The following is a 24,862-nucleotide window of genomic DNA, read 5'->3' as shown; positions in this document are numbered from 1 at the left end:
CCTGCATTATATCTAAGAAAAATTCATAAAGTTTTTAATATAATAATAAAAATTTATCAAATCAAGGTTTGCTATGCAAAGTAAAAAATCTCGTGTTTTTTCTGGGATTCAGCCCACAGGCAATATTCATCTAGGTAATTATTTGGGAGCTATTAAGAATTGGGTAGATAGTCAAGATGATTATGAAAACATCTTTTGCGTTGTGAATTCACACGCTATTACAATCCCCCAAGACCCAAAAACTCTTAAAGAAAAAACTTTTGAGCTTAGCGCAATGCTTCTTGCTTGTGGGATAGAACCCAAAAAATCTACACTCTTTATCCAATCACAAGTGCAAGAACATACCTCTCTAGCTTGGCTTTTAACTTGCATCACTCCTATGGGGGATTTAAATCGTATGACACAATTTAAAGACAAAAGTCAAAAAAACCCCAAAAGTATTTTATCGGGACTCTTTAACTATCCTAATCTTATGAGTGCGGATATTTTACTTTACCAAAGTGATTTTGTCCCAGTAGGAGAAGATCAAAAACAACATATTGAATTAGCGCGTGATACAGCATTGCGATTTAATCGTGATTTTGGAGAAACTTTTGTGATACCTAAACCACTTATTATGCAAGAAGGAGCAAGGATTATGGGACTAGATGATCCTAGCAAAAAAATGAGTAAAAGTTCTGGTGATAAACCCAATCATTTAATCGCCCTCATTGATACCCCTGAAGAGATTATAAAAAAATTCAAAAAAGCAGCTACAGATTCAGACAACCTCATTACCTTTGATAAAAACCGCTTAGGGATTTATAACCTATTAACTATTTATCAATGCTTTACACAAAAATCACAAGAATCCATAGAGGAAGAATTTAGAGGGCAAGGGTATGGGAAGCTTAAAGATAAAATTGCTGAAGTTGTTATTGAAAGCTTAAGACCAATTAGGGAATCTTATTATCATCTCATCACCCAAAAAGATTATTTAGAAAAAATCTTAGAAGATGGTGCAAATACCGCAAAAGAAATTGCCCAAAAAACTTATCAAACCGCTAAAGAAAGAATGGGGTTAATCTAAGCTCATAGCTTTTGCTCTCCTTTGGATAAACCTCAAGCACTCTCCTAATACAATCACGCTAAAGCCCACCAATAAGATTTACTCCATAATTCTAAAGACAAAGGATTAACCCCAAAAGCCTCTCCCCCAAATTCAACGATAAGAATCTGTAGAATAAAAGTTAAAAGGAATACACTAAGCATTAAGGAATTATTCATAAAATTTACTAAAATGCTTTGATAGCTTAACTCTCTTGCATTAAAAGCACTAAAGAGTTGGAATACAACAAAAAGAGTAAAAAGTGCGCTAGATTTTTCTTCTTCATTAGCTCCTAAAAAGTTTGTAAAATATTGCATAAGGCAAACAAAACTAATAAATACTCCACTAACAATGATTAACACCAACATATCTTTTGTTAAAATATTAGCATTCCGTTTTATGGGTTTTTGCCGCATAAGGTTTTTAGAGATTGGCTCTAGAGCTAAAATAATGGCAGGAGGTCCATCCATAATCAAATTTACCCATAAAAGTTCTAAAGCCGTAAATGGGCTTGAAAACCCCATAATAACAACCCCTAAGACAATAATCACCGATGAGAGATTAACAATAAGCTGGAATTGTATAAACCTCTGAAAATTCTGATAAATCCCCCTACCCCACTCTATTGCTTTCACAATTGTAGTAAAGCTATCATCTAAAAGCACAATATCGCTTGCTTCTTTGGAAACTTCTGTCCCACTAATACCCATAGCAATCCCTACATCTGCATTCTTAAGGGCTGGAGCATCATTAATCCCATCGCCTGTAAGTGCTACAACATTCCCGACAGATTTAAGGATATTTACAATTTGCATTTTAATGCTTGGAGTAGAACGTGCAATAATTTTAATCTTTGGCAAACTCTGCAATAACTGCTCTTTTGTCATTAATTCTATATCCTTTGCTTCAAGTGCCATAGAATCTCCTTCTAATAATCCTAATGTTTTACCAACAGCTTTAGCGGTTTCAAGACTATCTCCTGTAAGCATCTTAACTTCAATTCCAGCCTTTTTACAATCACAAATAGCCTCAAAAACATCTAAACGCAAAGGATCTATAATTGCAACAAACCCACAAAACTCCATTTTGCTTTCTATGCTTTCCCTTGTATGATTATCATTCTTTATAGGAGATAAAACCCTATAAGCAAAAGCTATTACACGATAGGCTTGTTGTTGGTAATAAAGTATTTGTTTTTGTATTTTTTGTAAGTCTTGACATTGCATCAAATCACATTGTGTGAGAATTTTTTCTGGACTACCCTTACTAAATGCTATCTTATCATTCCCCACTTCAATAATTGTTGTCATATTTTTAGTCTCCGAAGAGAATGGATAAGTTTGTATTATCTTGGTTTTTGCACGCATTTGCTTATAATCCACCCCCAACTTATAACCATAAACCAAGAGAGCGCATTCTGTGGGATTGCCTATAAATTTATACTTTCCATCCTCTAAAGTAACCTCTGCGGTAGAGTTTAATACTGCATTGTTGAGTAAAAATATCATAGAATCTTTAAAATGACTATTAGGGATTTCATCAAGGGTTTTACCATCTTTAAAAATTCTATCCCTAATAAAACTCTGTTCCACACACATTTGATTTTGCGTAAGTGTTCCTGTTTTGTCCGAACAAATAATATTAACACAGCCAATACTCTCACAAGCTACCAGCTTTTTAACTAAAGCATTTTGTTTGGACATTTTAATAATATTGAGTGCCAAAGAAATTGCTACAATAGCTGGTAATCCCTCTGGAACACAAGCCACAATCAAGACAATGCTTGAAACAAAAATATCAGCAATCCTTTCAAACCCAACCCCTCCTTGTAAGAAAAAAAATCCTATTTGGATAAAAAATGCTAAAACTGCCGCTAAAACCCCAAAAATGGTGATTTTCTTACCCAAACTCTTAAGCTTTTCTTGCAAAGGTGTGTTAATGCTAGAGATAGTATTTAATGCTAAGGCTATTTTTCCAAACTCTGTTTGATTGCCAACAGCTATACACAATGCCTTTACATTCCCTTGCACAATAAAGCAACCCTTATAAAGCGTCCCCTCATTAAAAGATTCTTTCAATGCGGATTTAGTGGCAGATTTAGCGACTGGGAAGCTCTCCCCTGTAAGACTTGATTCATCACAAAATAAATCTTGACATCGCAAAATCCTGCAATCACTTGGAATTTTATCCCCACTTTCTAAAAAAATAATATCTCCTACAACAATATTCTCCTCTCCAATGAATTGCATTTTTCCATCGCGTATAACCCTCACCTTATTGTCTTTTGAGAATTTATTAAGGCTTTCAAAGGCTTTGTTGCTCCTATTTTCCATAGCTAAGGTAATAAATGCCGACAAAAAAATAGCGATAAAAATTCCTATAGTCTCTAAAAAATTTCCTTCTTGATGAAACAAGAATTCATAGATATTAACCGCTAATGCCAAAAATGCTGCAAAAAGCAATAGCACCATAATAGGTTCTTTGAAAATTTCAAGAAGCTGTTTGAATAATGGGGTTTTTTGAGATTTATCTAAAGAATTTTTACCAAATTTTCTTTCATTTTCTAAAACCTGTTGATGGGTTAATCCAAAACTTATATTAGTATCATATTTTTGTAAAAGAATAGAAAGGTAATCTCGTGATTGCATTAAGCTCCTTTACTATATATGAGCCAAATGCAAAGAGGGAATCATATATAGCGATTTCGTTATATATGAGTCTCATAATTTAAGGTAAAACCAGATAACTATTAATAGATACTAATACTACCAGTATGTTGGCTTACCACAAGAAAGTTTCTTGCTTACTACTCCCTCACAATGAGGCGGGATTATAACACAAACTACTTAAGTGCCTATTAAGAGTGTAAAGAATCTATATAAAACTTCACAGAATTCATACCCTCTTTTTTAGCCCATTCTAAGGCTTTAGAAACAAAAACCCAATGAATGTGATTAAAAAATTTATCTAAATATCCCGGACGTGCGTTTCTATAATCTACATAATAAGCGTGTTCCCAAACATCAACCACCAAAATAGGAATTAATCCTTGAGTTACAGGAGTTTGTGCATTACTTGTTTGAACAATTTCTAATTTCTTAGAATTTGGATTATAAACAACCCAACACCATCCAGAACCAAAAAGTGTTGTAGCAGATTGCAAAAATGCTTCTTTAAATTTATCAAAACTCCCAAAAGATTCATTAATAGCCACTTTTAATTCATCACTTTGTTGGGTTTGATTAGGAGAAATACAGTCCCAATAAAAATCGTGATTATAAATTTGTGCAGCATTATTAAAAATCCCACCTTGTGCCTTTGTTACAATATCAAAAAGCCCTGCGGATTCAAACTCTGTTCCCTTAACAAGATTATTCAAGTTATTAATATAAGTTTGATGATGCTTCCCATAATGGAATTCACAAGTTTCTTTACTAATAAAATTTTCAATTTCACCAAAAGGCAATGTGCGTAATTTAAACATATCTTTCCTTGTTTATATAGAATTTAAGGTATAAACCTTAAAACAAATTTTACAAAATAAAAAACAAAAAAAACTTTAAATGCCCTTTAGATAGAAATATCTAAATGTTTAATAATCCCATCTTCTCCCACTTCTATACTATCTTCTTCTTTTTCTTCATATTCTTTTTTAGCTTGTTTTTTTTCTTCGTCCTCTTCTCTTGCTTGACCTTTTGCATCTTCATCACTTTTTAGAGTTTCTTCGGTAGGACGAACTTCTTCAATCTCATTTTGCTTCTCTTCCATAATCTGAAGATTAACCATTGCCTGAAAATCTCCCTTTACTTGAGCATTAGCATATTGTGTAGAACCAACTTGTGCATTTTGATTAATATAAGTAACATTACCTATAGGATTTACAGCCATCTTTACTCCTTTATAAGGCTAAGCGTTTGCTCTTTTGCATACACTACCCTTGCGCCTTCTAGGATTTTTACAAATTTCCTTTTTGTATAATCAACTTCATAACTCCCGCCATAACTTTTAAGCAATCCCACTAAAATCTGTGCTGCTTTGTAAATTATTATATCAGGAATCTTGTTTCTTCCACAATGAATAATACAATGTGAGCTTGGAATATTCCTAATATGCAACCATAAATCTTCTGCCCTAGCTTCTTTTAAAAGCGCAATATTCTCTCTCTCATTTTTGCCAATAGATACCTTAAAGCCCTCGATAAAAAAGCTTTCAAAAGCTTTATCGTTTTTTTTCTTCTTGCTGTCTTTTTGAAAATTAGAATCCAAAATTTCTAAATCATTTATATTTGTTACATTTTGAACCATCTCTAAGAGATTTTGGTAAAAATCTATTTTTTCTTGCAAATGGTTTTCTTGAAGATAAATATTTTTTGCTTTTTTATGCAGTTTTTTGGAGTTTTCAAAAAATATTTGGGCAGCTTGAGAGAGTGAATGCGCCTTAGGTGGCAATACTATAAGTTTCCCTTCTAATACAATCTCTTTACCTTTAAAATCCAAAAGATGGTAAAGATTATGAATAATTGTTTTTCCAAGCCCTAATTCTTCTTTGGCTTTTTGCTCTAATAATTCTTGATTCTCTAAAGTTTGAAGAATCCCTTGAAGATGTAGAATTTTTTGCTGGATATGGTGGCTAACTTTCAAAATTTTTTGCCCTAAAACCTCTTGCTTTTTACAAAAAAAGAGATTTTTAAAATCCATCAATAAATCTTCTTCTACATTTTCTTCTCTCTTTGTAATAACTTTTTTAGATGGGGGTTGTGGCAATGGCAATAACTTCTTATTAATGCGAACTTCACGAAAAGATTGTGAGGGGGTAATATGACGCAAAGCATCTAAAACCACTTGTTCTTTGTTTAATAAAATAAGATTTGTATTCCTGCCTGTAAATTCTGCTTGTAAAATAACCTCTAAAGCCTTATAACTCTTCTTTGTCTCTAAAAAGAGCTGTAATATCCTATTCTCCCCATCAACTTGTGCCTTTATAATAAAAGCATTTGCGCAATACTTCTCTAAACTCTTATCAAAAGGTGCATTATAACTCTTAGGAGAGAGTAATAAATCCTCAGTAACAAAAATACTACTTTTCCCCCGACTTAAATCAAAATAAAAGGTATTCGCTCCAATTTGCAATTTAAAAAGATTGTCCCCTATGCGTTTAATGAGACGAAGTTTAAGCGGGGAATTATGATTTAAAAAGAAAGCAAATCTCTTTAATAGATTCAAATTCATTCTAAGTCTTTAAGGCATTGTGTTGCAAAATCTATGGCTTCTTTGGTAATGTTTTTTCCGCTTATCATTCTTGCAATTTCTTCAATCCTACCTACCTTGTCTAATTCTATAATTTTCGATGTTTCTGCTTGTTTTTGCACCAAAAAATGTTTAGTTGCCAAACTTGGCATATGGGGCTGATGAGAGATTGCAAAGATTTGAAAATTGCTAGAGAGCTTTTTTAATATCTCACCCACCCCTTGAGATTCTTCTCCACTTAAATTCGCATCAATTTCATCTAAAATAATAATGGCTTGATTTTTAATTTCTGTATTTTGGATAAGCAACAAAGCAAGCCTTAAACGATTAGCTTCCCCGGAGCTTAGGTTATTTAATGCAGTATTAGGCAAAAAAACCATTGAAAGAAAAATATCCCCCAAAGACTCTTGCAAGGAGTTTTGATAAAGAAGTTCTATTTTTACTTGGGGCATCTTTAGGGTTATCAAAATAGCATTTAAATCCTTTGTAAAATCCCCTAAATATTGCTTTCTAGAACATAAAAGCACTTCTGTATGTTTTAATAATGCTTCTTTGGCTACTCTTAGAGATGTTCTAGCCTCTTTTAAATTCTCCTCTATATTTTCATATTTTTTTAATTCTTCTTTTTTATTTTCTAAATATTCTAATGCTTCTTTAACTCCTCCATACCTATGCTTTAAAGAGCTTAATTCTTCCAAGCGGCTTAAGATTGTTTCAATATTGCTCTCTTGCAATTCTGTTAAATATTCATTTTCCCTCTCACAGATTAATTCAAGCTCATTAAAAGATTCTAAAATAGAGCTATTAGTTTCGCCAATAAGATCTAAGAAATTTGAAATTTTATGGCTATGACTTAAAATTTCTAAAACCTCCTGAAGGCTTTGTGCGATTTTTTCTTTTTTGGAAATTGCTTTTTTAAGCTCTAAAAGCTCTTCATATTCCCCCTCTTTAGGAGCTAGAGACTCTAACTTTTGAATCTCAAAGCGCACAAACTCTTTAAGCTCATAAACCTGCAAAGATTCCCGCTCTATTGTTTCTAAAATTTTTTTACTTTTTTGATATTCTATAAGACTTTGGTGATAGCTATCAAGCTTTTGTTGATGAATACCACTTTTAAGCTGACAATAACTATCCAAAACAAATATTAAATTTTCTTGATTTAAATCTTCACCTCTCTTTGTCGCTAAATGCTTTAAAAAAGGAGAAAATAACTCTTGAATCTTTTTTTTAGGAATTTTTTGAGCATTAAGAAAATAACTAACTTTTTCTTTTTTTACAATGCTTAAAACAACCTCTCCCTCATCAATAAAATCTTCAAATGCTTCAGGTATCCCCTCTAGCTCTAAGTAAGCTTCCAATTTACAAGCATTACACTCCCTTAACCCAAAAAGTGCCAAGATGGATTCCATTAACACCGATTTACCAGCTCCACTTGCACCGCTAAAAACATTAAAATAAGGGCTAGGTTCAAAAGACGCTTCTTTAAAGGTTGGGGAGTTAAAAATTGAAATTTTATGGATTAATAATTTTTGCATTATTCCCCCCAATGAAATTTTTGACGAAGAATTTTAAAATAATTCCAATGGGGATTATGGATAAGCTTTACCCCATTTTTTAAAGCCCTAATATGGAGGCATTGATGAGGCTTCAAAAGTTTATTTTCTTGTCCATCAATAACAACATTACATTCTTGATTACTTCCCACTTCTATATCCACTTCAAATTCTCCGGGTAAAACCAAAGGTCTTTGTGTCAAAGAGTGTGCGCAAATAGGAGTAAGCAATAAATTATAAGAGAAAGGATAAACCACCGCACCACCAGCACTAATATTATAAGCAGTAGAACCCGTAGGGGTAGCGATAATTAAACCATCTCCACAATAGGAATTAAAATATTCTTGATCAATAGAAGCCTTTAAATGTATCATAGAGCCATTATTAAGATGCCTTAAAATAATATCATTTAAGGCAAAAAAGCACTCTCCATCAATACTCCCCTCTAGCATCGTATGATTAGCAATACTATAATTTCCACTCTTTAAAAGAGGAAAAAATGTTTCTACTTCCTCTTTTTGCAAATCTGTTAAAAACCCTAAATTCCCCATATTAATACCCAAAATTGGCTTTTGATAGATAAAAGAGCGTCTAGCAACAGAAATTAAAGTGCCATCTCCTCCAATAGAAAGCAGGGCATCACTCCTACGACAAACATCTTCAAACTCCAAACCTTGCATTCCTATCATTTTTGCGCTAAGGGATTCTAAGATTATCTCAAACCCCAAAGAAGTAGCCAATTCCTGAAATTCAAAAAAATATTCTTTTAGAGAATGCGTAAAAGGGCGCAAGAAAACGCCAATAGTATGAATGGATTTCATTATTCCACAAAATAAGCTTTAATGCTATAACCCCTTTGATTAGGTCTTTGAATGCTAGGACCTTCAAAGGCTGTGGCATTAGGTATTTTTGCATAAATTTCCCTAATTGCCTCTCTTGCTCTAAAACTAGCTAAACCCTCTTGTTTTAATTCAGGGGATAATCCACGATAAGGATTAGTATCCACAATACCTTGCACTTCAAAAGCCACTACTTGCTTATCTTTTTCTAATTCTTGGGATACTTTTGTCGCGATAGAAAGTAAGCATCCTTGTGGAATCTTCCACTTGCCCACATCCATAGAAAAACACTCTGCAATAATTTGATTTTTAGGCTTAATAGCATAGCGAATATCCGTTAGAGTATTTCCTCTCTCAAAGGATACATTAATGCTGCCATTCATAGAGTTAGTAAGATTGATTAATTCTTGCTCTTTTTGCATAAGAGCAAATTGTAATCGTTTAATCTCTTCGTCTTTTGTGCCTTCAATAACTTTAACATAAAGCTGCTCCCCTCCTCCTTTTTCTTCTTTAAAGAAATTTTGTATTTTTACAATAGTCTCTTGTCCAAAGGGCTGATTTGACAAATAAAAACCAATAGCAAGTATTAAAGCAATAAGGAAGATTAAAATCCATAAAAACTTCCCAAAATTACTCTTTGGCTCTTCTTCAAACTTTACTTCCATTTCATTATCTGTCATCATACTCTCCTTAATAAGCTACTCTTCTAAAATTGCTCTTGATATTTTCATAGGCTTCCTTGATAATCCTAAACTTTTCTGCATAACCCTCGACAATTTTACCATCTTGTCCATAAACATTATCAGGATGATAAATCTTTGCTAATTCGATATAACGATTCTTGATAATCTCAAAAGTATCATTATAACTACAACCTAGAATTTTATAACTTTTTTTAAGTATTTTCTCCTCTTGTGTTAAATATTCTTCAAAACATTCAAAAGTATTATGAGATTTAAAAGTCTCATAATCAAAATCAAGCACGATATTATGGATAATTTTAACGGATAATATGGTAATAAGTTTCTCCCAAAAATAAGGACTGCTTGAATCTAAAAAAATCTCCTTTTTTGTATAGCTAATTAAAAAATCTTGAAAAAATGAAGTCAAATAACGTCTTGCTAAACGATTAGAGCGATTTAGTTTCAAACAAACTTGAGAATTACTCACATTGCTTTGAAGAATCTGTAAAGAAACAATAATATACTCTAACATCGCCCTATTTTCTACCATTTTAATGCGTATGGGTAGATAACTACTATCTAAGATAGTCTCAAACTTCTCACTTTGCTTCTTGCATTCATCTTGCATAGCAACATGATATGCCCAATTCAAAAAATAATTTTTCTTATAACGTTCTCCATCATCTAAGATTAAAACAGAGCTTGATAAACGATAAGCCTTTGAAAAATGCTTATAAGCAAAATCTACCGCCCGTTTTAAAAATTGTGATTCTTTTTCTATGCTAACTTGAATGTATGGCTCTAAGAGCTCTACTTTCATACCATTATCCTTTAATCCGTCTTTGCATTTTCAAAGCAACTTAAGTTCCATTTTGAAAACTCTGAAATTTTGCCTAAATTTTTTGAAATTGTATGTATTTCTTCTTTAATTTTAAATTTCTCGCTTTCAATATTGGCTATTTTGTCTTCAACAACCTCTTGAAGATTAGCATTAAATTGCGAATAAGTTTTTTTCAAAAGATTCATAGGACCAAAAAGCCTTGCTTGGAATTGTTCAAAACAAAAAGCCGAGTTTAAAACCTCACGAATATTTTCTAAGGTTGGGACAAAAAGTGCAAACTCCATAGGGTTTTCTTGAAATTTTTGCAAAGCATTTTTGATTTTCAAATCCAAAGTATTTAGCACTAAAAAAATGCAATTATTATAATTAACGCTCATAAAATGACTAAGAAAGAATAACTCACTTTGCAAATAAGAAGTTACTTTTAAATCATTGCTAAAAAAGTCTGCTAAAATTTTTTCGTAATGGTTTTGTGAAAACTCTTCCAAATCCTTTAAAGCTTGGTTATTTGGGGCATACTTATAAATTTCTTGTTTTTTTATCTCCTTATTTATCCATATTTGTATTTCTGCCTTAAGCGCATTAGAAAACTCTGTAATAAAGCCTAAAATCATTCCATAGAAATTTCGAATTTGCACACTTAGAGCTTTAAAATCCTTCACTAGCTGGGTGTCAATATTTTGCAAAGAAATTTGTAGTTGTTCTAGGGGTAATATAAAAGCTTCTTTGCTATGTTTATGTATCTTTTGAGTAAATATGCCTTTTTGTTTTATCTCATAAGAGAAATGTGTCTTTTCTAAACTGGTATAAATTTTTTGTGCCAAAGAATCAAGGAGTAAATCTAAACTCCTATAAATATCATTAAATTTCTTTTGCGCCTCTTCTTGATGTTTAGCACATTGTAAAGAAGTATTTTCATAATGATTGTTTAGAATTTTTTGCAACTTTCCATAACAAAGATAAATTTTATGATATTGCAAATGCAACCTTATATGCATTTCTTTAAGCTTCCTTAAAACACCATATTCCTTTGTAATATTGGCTTGTGGCTTAATAATTTCGTTAAAAAAATCAAAAATTAAAGGCATATTAGACTCCTCCATTAAGCTCTCATTTTCTTTTAAAGAAGAAATTTCTTTTTCAATACCTTCCTTTTTTTTCTTATAATAATCTTCAAAAAGATCCAAAGATTCTTGAGTTTTTGGGGAATTGGTAATATGATGACTAATTTTTAAAAAAAAGCTCTCTAAAATTTTCTTTTCAGTGTTCAATCTCGCCTTTAAAGCTTCTTTAGCCGACACAGGAATGATTTTAGCAAAAATCCCTTCAAAAGCATTTTGTGCATAAGCTACGCTTATTTGTATCTCTTCTTCATTTTTCAATCTGTCTTTTTGGTTAAGCACGCAAAGACTTTTTTGTGCATAATGCTTTATCGTCTCTTTTAACAAAAGTTTTTCACTATTTTTTCCTGCATTGTCAATTAAAGTTAGCCAAATAATCCCATCAACATTTTCTAATATCCTCTGCGTTACTAAAGTGTCTTCAGAATTTTGAGAGTTGAAACCCGGAGTATCTAAAAAATTCATACCCTTAAGGAATAAAAGAGGAGCATAAAGGCAAAAATAATCCACATCTTCAGAATTTTGCCTACCTAGAGATTGAAAGAATTCAACATCGTGCAAAAACCTCCTACCATCTTTATATAAAACCTCTAAGATATACTCATCTCCATAGCAGATTTTACAGACTTTAGAAGTAATAGGGGTAACACCTGTTGGCAAAATACTTTGTCCTAAAAGCGCATTTAAAAAAGTGCTTTTGCCACTTGAAAATTGTCCTATAACAGCAATTTGCAAAGGCTCTTTAGGCTGATTTTGCAATTGCTGGATAAACTCTAAAGAATAATCATTAGGATTTAAGTTTTCACAAATCTCAAAAATAAATTTTTGCAAAGGAGTCTTTTTGGCATTTGCCTCTAAAATCTCTTGGCATTGTTGCATATAAACTTCAAGCATAGCCTTTACTCCTTGTTGCATAGATTTGCAACGCCCTAAAAATCTCTAAAGATTCATCAAGAAGTTCCTCTAGGGTATTAAACTCTTTGTGCTTTAATGCCTTCTGTTCTTGGGTAAATTTATTTTCACTTAAAGATTTATTCAAAATTTCATCTTTTGTAGCTATATCTTTACTCATTGCATCAAAAACATCTTTTAAAGTATTATCAAACCTTAAAATAAGTTCGTCTTGAAGACTATAACTTTGCGTTAAAATATCTTCAATAAAGCTTTCAAATCCTACTTTAAATACTGAATGCAACATCTCTAAAAGCAAACTTGGTTGATTCTTATTATATTGGGGGAGTTGGGTGATAATAGGGTTTAAAATTTGCTTTTTTGTCTTTATTAACACACTTTCATTCCAATGAAACTTTATGAGTTGTTGTTCATCTTTTAAAATCTGCATTTTATTTTGAATCTGAAGAATTTTTTTAGCCAAATTTTGCTGGTATTGGCGCAAAATATCCACTAAAAAATCCTTTAATCCTTGGTTTAAAATATTCTCTAGTCTCTCATTGCTTGGAATCTTGTTTTTTTGATAATCATACATTATATCATCAAAGAGTCTTTGGATAAGGATATTTTGCGCTTCCTCTAATTTTTGCGTAAGGAATATTTTTAAGCTCTTTAAATATTCTTGCATTTGCCCTTTGGATTCTTGCAAATTTTGCTCTTTTAGCCTATAAGATTCTAAAGCCTTTCGTTTCTCCTCTTTTGCTTCTAAAAGAACTTTTTGCATTTTATCTTCTGTTGCAAATAGCAATTCTTTTTGCAACGACAAGTAGGTTTTATATTGTTTAACAATCTTTATAAATCCTTGCGTAAGCGCATAAATAATATCCTTAGATTGAAAACTATCTTGCCCTAAAAGAGTTTGATTAAGATAATCTTTAAAAGCTTGAAAATTAGAGGATTCTAAACTATACCCTAATTCACTAGCTTTCTTAGGATCTATTTGGGATAACAAAGCAGGATAGCTAGAGAGATAAATAAAGTCTAAACGTTCCATAAACAAATCAAATCCTTCTTTATCTATAACCTCTAAAAGCTGCTTTTTAACGCTCTCTTGAGTATATTCCAAAGCTGCATATAATTCTTTCTGCTCCAACAAATCAGCGTGCGTTAAAACAATCAAAAGTCTGGAGATATTGGTAGTTTCTAAAGTTTGCAAAATAAAATCCATATCCAATTGTGTAGCACTTTGTGAAGCATTCATAGCGTGAATTAGCAAATCACATTTTTTAATGTAATTCTTAGTAATCTCCTCCCTTTGGACAATAGGATCATCAAGACCAGGAGTATCCACAATTTCTACATTATTTTTTAAAATCTCTAAAGGCGTAAAGAGGGTAATAGTTTTTACTAAATTACATAATTTATCTTTATGGTTAGCGGAGGTAAAAACAGGCAATTCTTCTAAAGAAATCCGCATATTCTTAGAATCTTGTAATATATGTTCTTGTAGGCTTTGTGTAAATTTAGGGATAGCTTTTAACGCATTTAAAATCTCTAAATCAAAAGTTTGTTGGAGAAGTTCCCATTCTCTTTTATTCCAAAAAGTAACTTCTGCATAAGATGTTGCACCATATTTTAAAATCGTTAAACTTGCAGTCTCTGGGATCGTTGAACTCCCTAAAATCTCCTTACCCAATAAAGCATTTAAAAGCGTGCTTTTACCAGAGCTTAAAACTCCACTTACCCCGATAGAAAAATGTCTATTCTTTGCTCTTTGGAGTAAAACTTCAAATTCTTTTTCCATAGTGCTATCACTAGCTACTATCTTTTTAGCTTGATTTTGTAGAATCTCTAAGCTTTCATCAAAGAAATTTTGAAACTCCATAGAAGATTTTACTTTAGGCTCTTTAGCATTGCTTTTATTGTCTAAGATAGCTTGAAGAAAACCTTGCATTTTTAAAAAATGTTTATTTTCAATCAATCCTTTTTGGTTTAGAATATTAAATTTCGCCAAAATAGTTTCTACAAATTCTTTAGAAACACTTTCTTGCTGTAATTGCAAACACAACCCAAACTGCACTTGTAAAATCAATTTATAGCTTATAGTTTCTTTTAAGTATCGTTTATAAATTTGTAATAAAACAGGAACTTCCCAAAAAATAGCAAAATTCTTGGCATCCAAGCTTAAAAGAATGGCTACTCTATCGCTACTACTTTCAAGATTAGAATCAATAATATATAGATTCTTCAAAGGATATACTTCTTTGAAAAACTCCTCTAACTCCTCCATAACACCTCACTTCAAATAGTATTCCACTTAAAAACCAATTCTCCAACCAAGACCATAAATATAACAAAATATCCCTTAGTTCCACGCATTAGCAATAGATATATCTTTAATACAAATTACCAATCAATCTTCAAGCAACATTAATGATCACTTGTATTCATTTTGGATACTTTCTGTTATTTTAATGTTTTATATCTTATCCCTTCCTTTTTATGCTATAAGAATCTTAAGCCACCCACAACCATTAAAAAGAAGATTTTTTAGGAAAACTATATTTTATTGCTTCCTTAATGGCATTGATATAGCTTTTAGTATATGCCTTATTACAATAAGCAATATCAAAAGCAGTCCCGTGATCAACTGATGTGCGAATAAAGGGCAAATTCAATGTGAGATTAATACTATCTTTAAAATAAAGCATTTTAAGCGGAATTAATCCTTGATCGTGATACATAGCTACATAATAATTCCAATGCTTATCAATAAATGCGGTATCTGGCACTAAAGGACCTATGAATCTTTCTTCGCCTATTAGAGCATTCGCTTTTTTAATAGCTTGTCCAATAACCTCCTCTTCATCCCCCAATACACCAAAATCTCCGGCGTGAGGGTTTAACCCCAAAACCCCACAAGGTGGCTTATGGATAAAAGGAGCCAACTGCAATAAAAAATTCAACAAAGATTCAAAAGTTATTTTCCCTGAAACTTCTTTTAAAGGAATATGATCACTAAAAAGAGCCATATATAGCTTCTTACACCCCAAAACCATAATCACTTCTTGCTTGAAAATATCTCTAAGGGCTTCGGTATGTCCTGCATAGGGGATATTAGCTAACTGCCAAGCTTTTTTGTGAATAGGCAAGGTTGTAATAGCTTGCACTTTCTTTTCCCTTACTAATTCTAAAGCCTTTAAAAAACTTGCATAAGAATATTCTCCACTCTCCTTAGTAACACACGCAGGTTGAATATGGGGTATAGGAGAGCAAGGAGTGATACAGCAGAGTTTCTTAGGAATTTTTAGCTTTAAAACCTCTGCGGCTTGTCCTAAGAGTTTCTTATCGACACAATAAATAGGTTTGCAAATTTTTGAAATTTTCTTATGACTTTTTAATAAAATCTCTAAACCCACCCCATTAATATCTCCAACACTAATAGCAATTTTTATCAATAACAACTACCTTTTGTGTTTAAATAGTATAAAACTTTCGTGTTAGGAGATGGGATAAGAATCTTAAAATCTAACTGCTCATCAATATTTAAAGGATTTTTATAAACCTGCAAATGCCTATGGATTGGTTTAACCTCATATCTTAGGCTTTGCAGTTTTTTAACACCCTTAGGGATAAAATTCACTGAAATAACACAACCCCTAAATTTAATGATTCCTTTATTAACAAGACTTCCTTCTATAAAATAAGTATCATCATAGTGCATCTTGTGATTAAATTTAAGAGTAATTTCAGTCTTTCTAATAATATCCTCCATTAAGACTTGATAAATCAACGGAGATAAAAATAACAAAATCAAACCAGCCAAAAATACTACAAAAGCTACCACAGGATAAGAACGCAATGCAATAAACAACAATAATAAAAGCAAAAGCACCAAAAATCCACTGGTTAATAGCAAATAATCCGGTAGAGAAAAATAATCAAAAAAATCAATAAAAGAAGCAATAATGGCTTTGAGCGAAGCAATATCCATAAACTCATTGACTCCTTGATTGCTTCTCTTTTATTCCGCTTAAGCCAAAACGTCTTATAAGCTCTTGTCTAATTAAATCTGGATTCACATCACAATACGCAAGTCCTACTAACGAATGATAAAGCAAATCTGCCGCCTCATAAACAATGTCTTCTTTGTTTTTATCTTTTATAGAAAATCCAAACTCCGCTGCTTCTTCAAGGATTTTTTTTGCGATGGTATTTTCACCCTTTTGATAAAGAGAAGCGGTATAAGAAGTCTTAGAATCCGCATCTTTTCTTTCTAAAAGTATATGATAAAGCCTATCGACAACTCCATAAATAAGATGCGTATTCAGGGTTTCACAAACAGAAGAAGAACCCTTTAAAGGCTTAAAAAAGCAAGTTTTATTGCCCGTATGACAAGCCACACCTACTTGTTCCACTTCTAATAAAACACTATCTTTATCACAATCTAAAAAAATTTGATGAATCTTTTGTATATGTCCGCTTTGTTCGCCTTTCTTCCAAATTCTCTCTTTAGAGCGGGAGTAAAAATGCGCATAACCTGTGCTTAAACTAAGCTCTAATGCTTCTTTGTTCATAAAAGCCAACATTAAAACTTCTTTGCTTGCATAATCTTGTATAATCGCTGGAATTAAGCCATTGAGTTTATCCCAAGCAATTGTTTCTAAATCTTTCACTGCTACTGCCCTATGGAGGTTGCTCTTTGTGTATCTTTAGAATCCAGCCAAATATTAGGAGTAGCACCACCGGGAGTTAAGAAAATCTTTGCATCCTTATTAACTTGCAAGGCTTCATTGAATTTACCTTGCACTTCAATTTGTCGTAATTGCAAAAGAGAGCCATTTAAGCTTTGGCTAATAAGCCTATTTGCCCTTGCTTGTGCATCGGCTTCTATGATTGTAGCATCTGCAACCCCCTTAGCTAAAGCAGCCTTTTTCTCTGCCTCTTGTTTTGCTCTCTCCACTTCATATCTTGCCCTCTCTGCCTCTTGTCTTGCTACTTGCACGCGTTCAATTTGCTCTTTAATGGCAATAGGAAGGACTATTTCTGTTAATTGGATAGAGACTAACTCTACGGGACGATTCTTTAAGCCCTCAATGTTTTCTCTAAATTTTTGGTCAATAAGGGCAGCAATTTCATTACGTTTTGTGGGTAATTCTTCAGCTGGAAAACTCCCTACAACATTACGCACTATCTCACGGATAACAGGGGTAATGATTCTCTCTTCCCAATTCTGCCCCCAAGTTGCTATTGTTTGAGGCACACTTAGAGGATCTAAGCGATATTGGACTGCTAATTCCACTGAAACAGATAAGCCCCGTGAATCCAAAACATTAATAGCTTGATTTTTCAAACTTCCTTCATCTCTACCTCTAAAAATAGAAGCTTCGGCACTTATAAATTCAGCAATTCTAACTTTAGTATTAACAGGAATAATCCTCTGAATTCCCGGGATAAAAAAATGAATACCCGGTTGTAATGGGGTAGGACTAAACTCCCCTGTAGTAATTTTTACCCCTACTTCACCACTATTAATAATCGCAAAAGGTTTAAGTAAGAACAATAAAACAATCAAAATAATTAGCACATAAATTGCTGCCATTTTCTTACCACTTGGCATATTAAAAGATGGCATTTTGGAGTAGTTTTGAAAATTACGATTGCCTCCACCATTATTACCATTCCCTCCATTTTCTTGCTGGGATTTATAATTTTTATTTTTCTGTCTTAAATGCTCATTTAAATCAATTGGCATAAATAACCTCTCTTAATCAACATAAGTTAGCCAATGGCTATATTTTGAATTGCGTCCATAAACAATATCAAAAAAAGATTCTTGAAGGATTTTTGTTATTCTCCCTCTCCCACCATTTCCGATAATGCGACTATCTAATCGCGAAATGGGAGTAATCTCAGCAGCAGTTCCAGTAAAAAATGCCTCATCGGCAATATAAACCTCATCGCGTGTAATATTGCGCTCAATTACCTTAAATCCTAAATCTCTTGCAAGAGTAATAACAGAATTTTGGGTAATAGATTCCAAAGAAGAATCATGAGGAGGGGTAATAATTTCCCCATCTCTTATAATAAAAAAGCATTCCCCACTTCCTTCAGCCACCATTCCACAATCATCTAAAAGCAAAGCTTCCTCATAACCACATTCAATAGCTTCAAACTTTGCCATTTGAGAATTAAGATAATTCCCCACAGCTTTTGCTTTACCAAAATGAGATCTAGCAGAATTTCTTGTATAAGAAGAAGTTTTAATGGCAATACCATTTTGCAAACCTTCATCACCCAAATAAGCTCCCCATTCCCAAGCAGCAATAGCAACTTTAACAGGAGCTTGTTTGTGATAAACACCCATTACACCATAACCTAGATAAATCAAAGGTCTAATATAAGCATTACTTGTAAAATGATTATCCCTTAAAAGTTCAATTTGGGCTTTCTCTAGCACTTCTTGCGTAAAGGGGGTTTGGATTGCAACAATTTTTGCTGAATTTAAAAGTCTTTTAGTATGCTCTTTGAGACGAAAAATTGCCATTCCCTTATCAGTCTTATAAGCTCTAGTTCCTTCAAACACGCCATTGCCATAATGCAAAGTATGAGTTAAGATATGCACTTTTGCTTCAGACCAAGGAACAATCTCTCCATCCATCCAGATTGATTTTGCTTCCTTCATTAATGATTCTCCAGTTTAAGAAATACAAGAAAGTATAGCCAATACTGCCTTAAAACTTCATTTTTAAAGATTGCTTTTAAAAATAAAATCTTGTGGGGGTAAATCCTCAAATTCATACCCCAAAAGAGCAATTTTATACGCATGTAACATTATGCGTCTAAAAGGCTTCCCTCCATAAAAAGTATCCCCAAGAATAGGATGCTTAATGTGGGCTAAATGCACTCTTATTTGATGTGTCCTACCCGTTGTTATTCTAATGCTTATTTTTGTTTTCTTATTCTCAATTTCTAAAGGAGTAACTTTACTATAAGCCCTCAATCCACCTTTTGCAACTATCACTTTAGCAAACCTGCCCTTTTGCACAATCAAAGGAAGTTCAATCTCACATTCTTCTTCAATCACCCCCTCTACAATAGCAATATATTCTTTGAAAACCTGCTGTTGCTTAAAAGCTTCTTTTGCTTTAAAATAAAAACTCGAATCTCTTTTTATCAAAAGCAAAACTCCACTTGTCTCCCTATCAAGACGATGCAATAAACTCCACCCTGAATATCTTCTTACAATTTCTTCTGAAGTCAAAAATGCAGGCTTACAAAGCGCAAGGATATTCTCATCTTCAAAAAGTATCTTAGTGGGTAAAACCTTTTGAATTTGGAATTTTACTTGTGGATTAAGCAAAGAACGTGCAATCCCCAATCGCTTCCCTTGAATACTTACCAATCCTCTATCAATAAGCTCTTTGGCTTCATTATTAGAAATACCCTCTTGTAACGCTAACAGCTTATAGGCTTTTTGAGCGTTGGCTACAATTTTAGACGAAGTTTGCCTAATCTTCTTATGAGTTTTCATTAACACCTCGCAATGCTTGAATGATTTTAGCGATTTTTATTTTCTTAACAATACAAGAAGGATATAAACAATCTACTTGTAAAAGCACATCTCCTAATTGTGAAATATCGCATAAAACATAATTTTGGATACAATTAAATAAGGCTCTTTGGTGAAAAATATAAGGACCGCTAATAAGTTTTATTTTAAAAAAAGCTGGTTCTACAGGATTATGCCCTCCAATGCCTTTTAAAAAACTTCCCCCTAAAATAACTAATTCTGCTAAAGCATAAAGATTATTTAAAACACCCATTTTATCTATTAAAACAAAGGGAGAATGCAAAGACTTTTCTATTCCTACTTCTGAAGCTAAAACCAAATTGGGAAGATTATGAGATTTTAAAATAGCATCTAATGCTTGTTGAATGCCCTTAATCCTCTCTAAATGTCGAGGCACAAAAAGGATTCTAGGGCAACTTTTAAGGTTTTTAGGCAATACCTTTAAAAGAGCCTCTAAAATCAAAACTTCCTCTAATACAGAATCTTTTTGATGCGTACTTGCAATAACCCATATTTTTTGATTTGGGGCTGAATATTGTTGAGTAACTTGTGGCTTAATATAAAGCTTTAAATTACCATATACCTCAACATCTTTAGCACCCAATGCTTCAAAATTTCTCTTATCTTCTTTTTTTTGACAAAAAACTTTATCAATATAATAAAAAAATCGCTTATAAAAAAAAATTCCTTTTTGGTATTTTTTAAAAGAAGAAATTCTTGCATTAATTAAAAAAGTTTTTGCACCCTTTTTTTTAGCGCAAAAAACAGGCATAAACCAAAATTCTGCTTCAAAAAGCACAAGCATTTTAAGAGAAAGATTCCACATCCAAAAAGGGATAAAACTCTCAAAAGGCAAATAATGCACAATGCACTTAGAATAGCTCTCTTTTGCTAAGGCAAATCCTGTTTGTGTTGTAGTGGTTAATAAAATCTTTTCATTATCTTTTAGAGTTTTCTCTAAAGATTCTACAAGAGGTTGCAATGCCTTTATCTCTCCAAAAGAACAAGCGTGAATCCAATAAATATCTGCAGTTTCTTTCAAAAACTCTGGAATAAAAAAACGTCTCTTAAGGGAATGTTTATACTTGGGTTTAAAAGATAATAAAAAAAGAATAGGTAAAGCACAAAAATGTGCTAAAGACACTAAAATATAGTAACAGAAAATAAAAAGATACATTAAACACTAAGCATTTTCTTCTTGGTTATAAAGAATTCTCCCACAATGGGGACAAGTAATAATATCATCGGAGCGAATAACATCGGAATAAACTTTGTCATTAATACGCATAAAACAACCCCCACAAGCTTGTCTGGAAATAGGAACAACACTCGTATTTTTTGCCCATCTTCTAATCTTTTCATAAAAAGAAATAATTTTTTGATCCATTTTGATAACAAGTTTTTCTTTCTGGGAAAAAACCTCCTTTTGCTCTGCTTTTACCTTCTCTACCTCTCCTTGCACCTTAGATTCAATAGCTTGTTGCTCTGCCTTATTGCTTTCAATCTTTTCTTTTAAAACATTAATGGCATCTTTTTTGCTCTCTAAAAGTGTATTTAATCGAGCAATCTCCTCATTGGCAAAAGTTATTTGCTCTTTGGCTAATTCTTCTTCTAAATTTAACGCTTTATGTTCTTTTTCTGTTTTAATAAGCTTAAGTTTTTTTGCAATCTCTTCAAGCTTAGAAGAAAGTTCATGTAAATGATTTTCATTTTTTCCAATGGAGAGGGAAATATCTTTAGCAGCAGCTTGTAAAGCTTCAATTTCGCTATTAATTTGCTCTTCCTGCCCCAAAAGAATATCTAACTCTTTCTTAGCTTCTTGGATTCTTGGCTCAAAAGAATCAATTTCTTTATCAAGATTAGCAATCTTTATCAATTGACTTAAATGTTTATTCATAGCAACTCCAAAATTAAATTTAGACAAAATTAAAGGGATTTTTTGAATTGGTTATTATAGCTTCATAGCCCTTTTTTGTCAAAATTGGGAATAAAATCTCACCAAAATAGGACTCTAATTCATAATGTCCGCAATCTATTAAATGTATCCCTCTCTCTAAGGCTATCATTGCATCGTGATATTTAATATCCCCTGTAATAAAACAATCTATCCCCTTTAAAGAATGGATAAAACTAGCCCCACTTCCTGTTACTAAAGCAATTTTTTGGCAATTTTTATTACAAGATTGCGTAACCTTTAAATGCTTAATTTGCATTTTATCTTTAATACTTTGGCATAATGCCCAAAAATCGCCTTCCCATTCAAAAGACATAATAAATCCCTCTTGAAAATATTCTTTAATCCCCAATATATTCTCAACAATATATTTCCCAAAATGCGTCTTATCAAAGTTTGTATGCATAGCAAGAAGCTGTATATTTTTCTTGAGGGCTAATTTGATTAAAGAAGTAGGATAAGTATCATCGGTAAATTGTTTTAAAGGAGAAAAAATCAAAGGATGATGCGTAATGAGCAAAGAATCTTCTTCTAAAGATTCTAAAACTTCTCTATCAGCTTCTAAGGATAAATAAATCTTGTTAAACCCTTGTTGAACACCTCCAACAATTAAACCAGAATTATCCCAACTCTCCTGATAACTAAAAGGGGTAATACTCTCCAAAAACTCAAGAAGTTCTTGGGTTTTAAATTTGACTTTTTTTTGCATTTTCTAAATGTTCTACTCTTTCTTGTTCTTGCTCTTTATAAAGCATCGCACAAGCTTTAGCTAAATCTCTAATCTTTAAAATATAATTTTGACGCTCTGTAACAGAAATAGCCTTTCTAGCATCAAGAATATTAAATAAATGACTAGCAAACATCGCACAATCATAAGCAGGTAAAGGTAATTTAGCCTCTAAAGCCCTTTTGCCCTCTTCTTGCATTTTAGTAAAAAACTCAAAAAGCATTGTGGTATCTGCTACTTCAAAATGGTATTTTGAAAACTCATATTCTGCTTGTAAATGCACATCTGCATAAGTATAAGATTCATTCCAAGCTATCTCAAAAACATTTTTAACACCTTGCAGATACATAGCAAGTCGCTCACTTCCATAGGTAATCTCTACTGCTACGGGTTCGCAAGGTATCCCTCCTACTTGCTGAAAATAAGTAAATTGCGTAATTTCCATTCCATCAAGCCAAATCTCCCAACCTAATCCCCACGCTCCTAAAGTTGGAGATTCCCAATTATCTTCTACAAAACGAACATCATGGTTTTTTAAATCTAATCCCAAATACTCTAAGCTCCTTAAATAAAGCTCTTGAATGTTTGAAGGATTAGGCTTCATTAATACTTGAAATTGATAATAACTTCCCAAGCGATTAGGATTCTCTCCATATCTTCCATCCGTTGGTCTCCTAGAGGGTGCAACATAAGCCACATTCCAAGGCTTAGAATCTAAACTTCGCAATAAAGTTGCAGGGTGAAAAGTCCCTGCTCCTGCTGGAATATCATAGGGTTGCAAGATTAAGCAACCCTGTTCTTTCCAAAATTGTTGCAGCTTCAATAAAATATCTGAAAAATAGATCATTCTCCATTCCCTTCCAACCACTCTAAAATACTCTCTCTAACATTCTCTTTAGGCATACCTTGTGTATGCACTTCTTTTTTATCAAAAAGCCCTAAAATATTAGGAGATATTGCAAGGGAATATTTACTCGCAATTACCTCTAAAGATTGTTTACCCCCTAAACTCTCTATTCCTAAAGCCTTAGATAAAGTCTTAGCAAATTTTGTCCATTCTGCAGTAGAACAGAGTATGCAAATAGCTTCATTATCGCTTTTTATGATGGCTTCATAAGCTTTTATTCCACAGGCTGTATGGGGATCTATAATAAAACCCGCATTAACATATTCCCTAATTTTTTCCAAGCAATAAGAATCTTCGCAATAAGTTGCTTCAAAATAAGTCTGTAATATCTCTAATTCTTCTTGATTTAAGGCATATTTTTTATGCTTTTGTAAATCTTCCATAAGCTCTTTGGTTCTATCTTTCCCAAAGAGAAAGAAAAGAACGCGTTCTATATTAGAGCTTGTTAAAATATCCATAGCAGGGGAATAAGTTTTTTGCAAAATTCGGTGTGAAATATCATAAACTCCGCTCTTTATAAAATCTGTTAGAATATTATTAGCATTAGAAGCAATCCAAATTTTCTCTATTGGGAATCCCATATTTTTAGCATAAAAAGCCCCTAAGGCATTGCCAAAATTTCCACTTGGAATAATAATATGAGTTTTCTTTTTATGCAAAGCAAAGCTTTGTAAGCTAGCATAAATATGATAAAGAATCTGGAAGGCAATACGTCCAAAATTAACAGAGTTTGCAGCACTTAAGGCTAAGTTATTTTGAGTTAATCTTTGAAGAAACTGCCCATCCTTTAAAAGTTCTTTAAGGAGATTTTGCGCATCATCAAAGTCCCCTTTTATTTCTATTACTTTGATGTTTTTTGCCGCTATGGTTGTCATTTGAAGTCGTTGAATCTCGCTTGTGCCACCCTCTGGATAAAGACAAACTACTTTGATTTTGTCCTTATTAGCAAAACTCTCTAAAGTTGCGGGTCCCGTATCTCCACTTGTGGCGACTAGAATAAGATACTCCTTAGAAGAATCTTTCAAAAAAGCACTAAATATTTCCCCAAAGGGTTGTAATGCCATATCTTTAAAAGCCCTTGTTGGACCGCAATAAAGTTTTTGGATACTTAAATTCTTATTGATTTTATAAAGCGGGGCGGGTGTATTTTTATCATCAAACTTTTTATAAAGTGCTAAGGCATTGTGCAAAAGATTTTTATCTATATCTAAACCTAAACTTTCAAAGATTTTTTTCGCTAAATCCTCATAACTCATCCCTACAAAAGATTGCATCTCATTGTCTGAAAACTTTGGTAAATCCTCTAAAGTCCAAAGCCCTCCATAAGGAGCATTGGGATTTAATACAGAATCTTTAAAACTAACAGAATAATCACCTCCTCTAGTCCCAACAAAATTTCGTAACTGCACACAAATCCTTTTCAAAAAAGTCGTGTATTGT

General features: G+C 32.6%; 22 protein-coding genes. 1 reads left to right on the top strand and 21 read right to left on the bottom strand.

Annotated features, from left to right (window positions below; genetic code table 11):
• Window positions 1-73: 73 nt before the first annotated feature.
• Entirely contained in the window at window positions 74-1,069 is a 996-nt protein-coding gene (trpS, locus tag C6H18_RS02555; protein WP_104721545.1) for a tryptophan--tRNA ligase, read from the top strand.
• A gap of 53 nt (window positions 1,070-1,122) precedes the next feature.
• Here the strand turns inward: trpS and C6H18_RS02550 are convergent, their stop codons facing one another.
• The 21 genes from C6H18_RS02550 to thrC form a co-directional block, all read right to left on the bottom strand.
• Window positions 1,123-3,735 (bottom strand): calcium-translocating P-type ATPase, PMCA-type, encoded by a 2,613-nt coding sequence (locus C6H18_RS02550; RefSeq protein WP_233704039.1) that lies wholly within the window; start codon window positions 3,733-3,735, stop codon window positions 1,123-1,125.
• Between the two features lie 209 nt (window positions 3,736-3,944).
• Window positions 3,945-4,571 carry a superoxide dismutase gene (locus C6H18_RS02545; RefSeq protein ID WP_104721544.1) on the bottom strand — a complete coding sequence of 209 codons (627 nt, stop codon included), beginning with the start codon at window positions 4,569-4,571 and terminating at the stop codon, window positions 3,945-3,947.
• A gap of 86 nt (window positions 4,572-4,657) precedes the next feature.
• Window positions 4,658-4,975 (bottom strand): hypothetical protein, encoded by a 318-nt coding sequence (locus C6H18_RS02540; RefSeq protein ID WP_104721543.1) that lies wholly within the window; start codon window positions 4,973-4,975, stop codon window positions 4,658-4,660.
• Between the two features lie 2 nt (window positions 4,976-4,977).
• The gene (locus C6H18_RS02535) at window positions 4,978-6,315 is read right to left on the bottom strand and encodes an NFACT family protein (RefSeq protein WP_104721542.1); all 1,338 of its coding nucleotides are present in this window, start codon (window positions 6,313-6,315) and stop codon (window positions 4,978-4,980) included.
• Entirely contained in the window at window positions 6,312-7,868 is a 1,557-nt protein-coding gene (locus C6H18_RS02530; protein WP_104721541.1) for a DNA repair protein RecN, read from the bottom strand. Before C6H18_RS02530 ends, C6H18_RS02535 begins: the two co-directional genes overlap by 4 nt.
• Window positions 7,868-8,707, bottom strand: a complete 840-nt coding sequence (locus C6H18_RS02525) for an NAD(+)/NADH kinase (protein WP_104721540.1) — start codon at window positions 8,705-8,707, stop codon at window positions 7,868-7,870. Before C6H18_RS02525 ends, C6H18_RS02530 begins: the two co-directional genes overlap by 1 nt.
• The gene (locus C6H18_RS02520) at window positions 8,707-9,405 is read right to left on the bottom strand and encodes a hypothetical protein (RefSeq protein ID WP_233704038.1); all 699 of its coding nucleotides are present in this window, start codon (window positions 9,403-9,405) and stop codon (window positions 8,707-8,709) included. The genes C6H18_RS02525 and C6H18_RS02520 overlap by 1 nt, the downstream gene beginning before the upstream one ends.
• Window positions 9,406-9,415: 10 nt before the next feature.
• Window positions 9,416-10,228, bottom strand: coding sequence for a J domain-containing protein (locus C6H18_RS02515; protein WP_104721538.1), 813 nt, complete (start codon window positions 10,226-10,228; stop codon window positions 9,416-9,418).
• An 11-nt stretch (window positions 10,229-10,239) separates the two neighbouring features.
• On the bottom strand, window positions 10,240-12,264 hold the full coding sequence (locus tag C6H18_RS02510; RefSeq protein ID WP_104721537.1) for a dynamin family protein: 2,025 nt from the start codon (window positions 12,262-12,264) through the stop codon (window positions 10,240-10,242).
• A complete protein-coding gene (locus C6H18_RS02505; protein WP_104721536.1) occupies window positions 12,257-14,551 on the bottom strand; it encodes a dynamin family protein in 2,295 nt (764 codons plus the stop codon). Before C6H18_RS02505 ends, C6H18_RS02510 begins: the two co-directional genes overlap by 8 nt.
• A gap of 244 nt (window positions 14,552-14,795) precedes the next feature.
• The gene (pdxA, locus tag C6H18_RS02500) at window positions 14,796-15,716 is read right to left on the bottom strand and encodes a 4-hydroxythreonine-4-phosphate dehydrogenase (protein WP_407645594.1); all 921 of its coding nucleotides are present in this window, start codon (window positions 15,714-15,716) and stop codon (window positions 14,796-14,798) included.
• Window positions 15,716-16,255 carry a DUF2393 family protein gene (locus C6H18_RS02495; protein ID WP_104721534.1) on the bottom strand — a complete coding sequence of 180 codons (540 nt, stop codon included), beginning with the start codon at window positions 16,253-16,255 and terminating at the stop codon, window positions 15,716-15,718. The genes pdxA and C6H18_RS02495 overlap by 1 nt, the downstream gene beginning before the upstream one ends.
• A gap of 4 nt (window positions 16,256-16,259) precedes the next feature.
• Window positions 16,260-16,937 (bottom strand): bifunctional phosphoribosyl-AMP cyclohydrolase/phosphoribosyl-ATP diphosphatase HisIE, encoded by a 678-nt coding sequence (gene hisIE, locus C6H18_RS02490; RefSeq protein ID WP_104721533.1) that lies wholly within the window; start codon window positions 16,935-16,937, stop codon window positions 16,260-16,262.
• 2 nt (window positions 16,938-16,939) lie between these two features.
• Entirely contained in the window at window positions 16,940-18,016 is a 1,077-nt protein-coding gene (locus C6H18_RS02485; RefSeq protein ID WP_104721532.1) for a prohibitin family protein, read from the bottom strand.
• 12 nt (window positions 18,017-18,028) lie between these two features.
• On the bottom strand, window positions 18,029-18,946 hold the full coding sequence (locus tag C6H18_RS02480; protein ID WP_104721531.1) for a branched-chain amino acid transaminase: 918 nt from the start codon (window positions 18,944-18,946) through the stop codon (window positions 18,029-18,031).
• Window positions 18,947-19,009: 63 nt separating this feature from the next.
• A complete protein-coding gene (locus C6H18_RS02475; RefSeq protein ID WP_104721530.1) occupies window positions 19,010-19,795 on the bottom strand; it encodes an RluA family pseudouridine synthase in 786 nt (261 codons plus the stop codon).
• Window positions 19,782-21,011 carry a lipid IV(A) 3-deoxy-D-manno-octulosonic acid transferase gene (gene waaA / locus C6H18_RS02470; protein ID WP_104721529.1) on the bottom strand — a complete coding sequence of 410 codons (1,230 nt, stop codon included), beginning with the start codon at window positions 21,009-21,011 and terminating at the stop codon, window positions 19,782-19,784. Before waaA ends, C6H18_RS02475 begins: the two co-directional genes overlap by 14 nt.
• A gap of 6 nt (window positions 21,012-21,017) precedes the next feature.
• Window positions 21,018-21,731 carry a zinc ribbon domain-containing protein gene (locus C6H18_RS02465; RefSeq protein ID WP_104721528.1) on the bottom strand — a complete coding sequence of 238 codons (714 nt, stop codon included), beginning with the start codon at window positions 21,729-21,731 and terminating at the stop codon, window positions 21,018-21,020.
• Window positions 21,732-21,750: 19 nt separating this feature from the next.
• Window positions 21,751-22,497, bottom strand: a complete 747-nt coding sequence (locus tag C6H18_RS02460; RefSeq protein ID WP_104721527.1) for a Nif3-like dinuclear metal center hexameric protein — start codon at window positions 22,495-22,497, stop codon at window positions 21,751-21,753.
• The gene (gene glyQ / locus C6H18_RS02455; protein ID WP_104721526.1) at window positions 22,475-23,362 is read right to left on the bottom strand and encodes a glycine--tRNA ligase subunit alpha; all 888 of its coding nucleotides are present in this window, start codon (window positions 23,360-23,362) and stop codon (window positions 22,475-22,477) included. Before glyQ ends, C6H18_RS02460 begins: the two co-directional genes overlap by 23 nt.
• A complete protein-coding gene (gene thrC, locus C6H18_RS02450) occupies window positions 23,359-24,831 on the bottom strand; it encodes a threonine synthase (RefSeq protein WP_104721525.1) in 1,473 nt (490 codons plus the stop codon). Before thrC ends, glyQ begins: the two co-directional genes overlap by 4 nt.
• Window positions 24,832-24,862 lie beyond the last annotated feature (31 nt).

It is taken from the genome of Helicobacter mesocricetorum (assembly GCF_900198605.1).
Lineage (GTDB): Bacteria > Campylobacterota > Campylobacteria > Campylobacterales > Helicobacteraceae > Helicobacter_D > Helicobacter_D mesocricetorum.
Note: the sequence above shows the minus strand (reverse complement) of the source record. Positions and strands in the feature narration are given on the sequence as shown.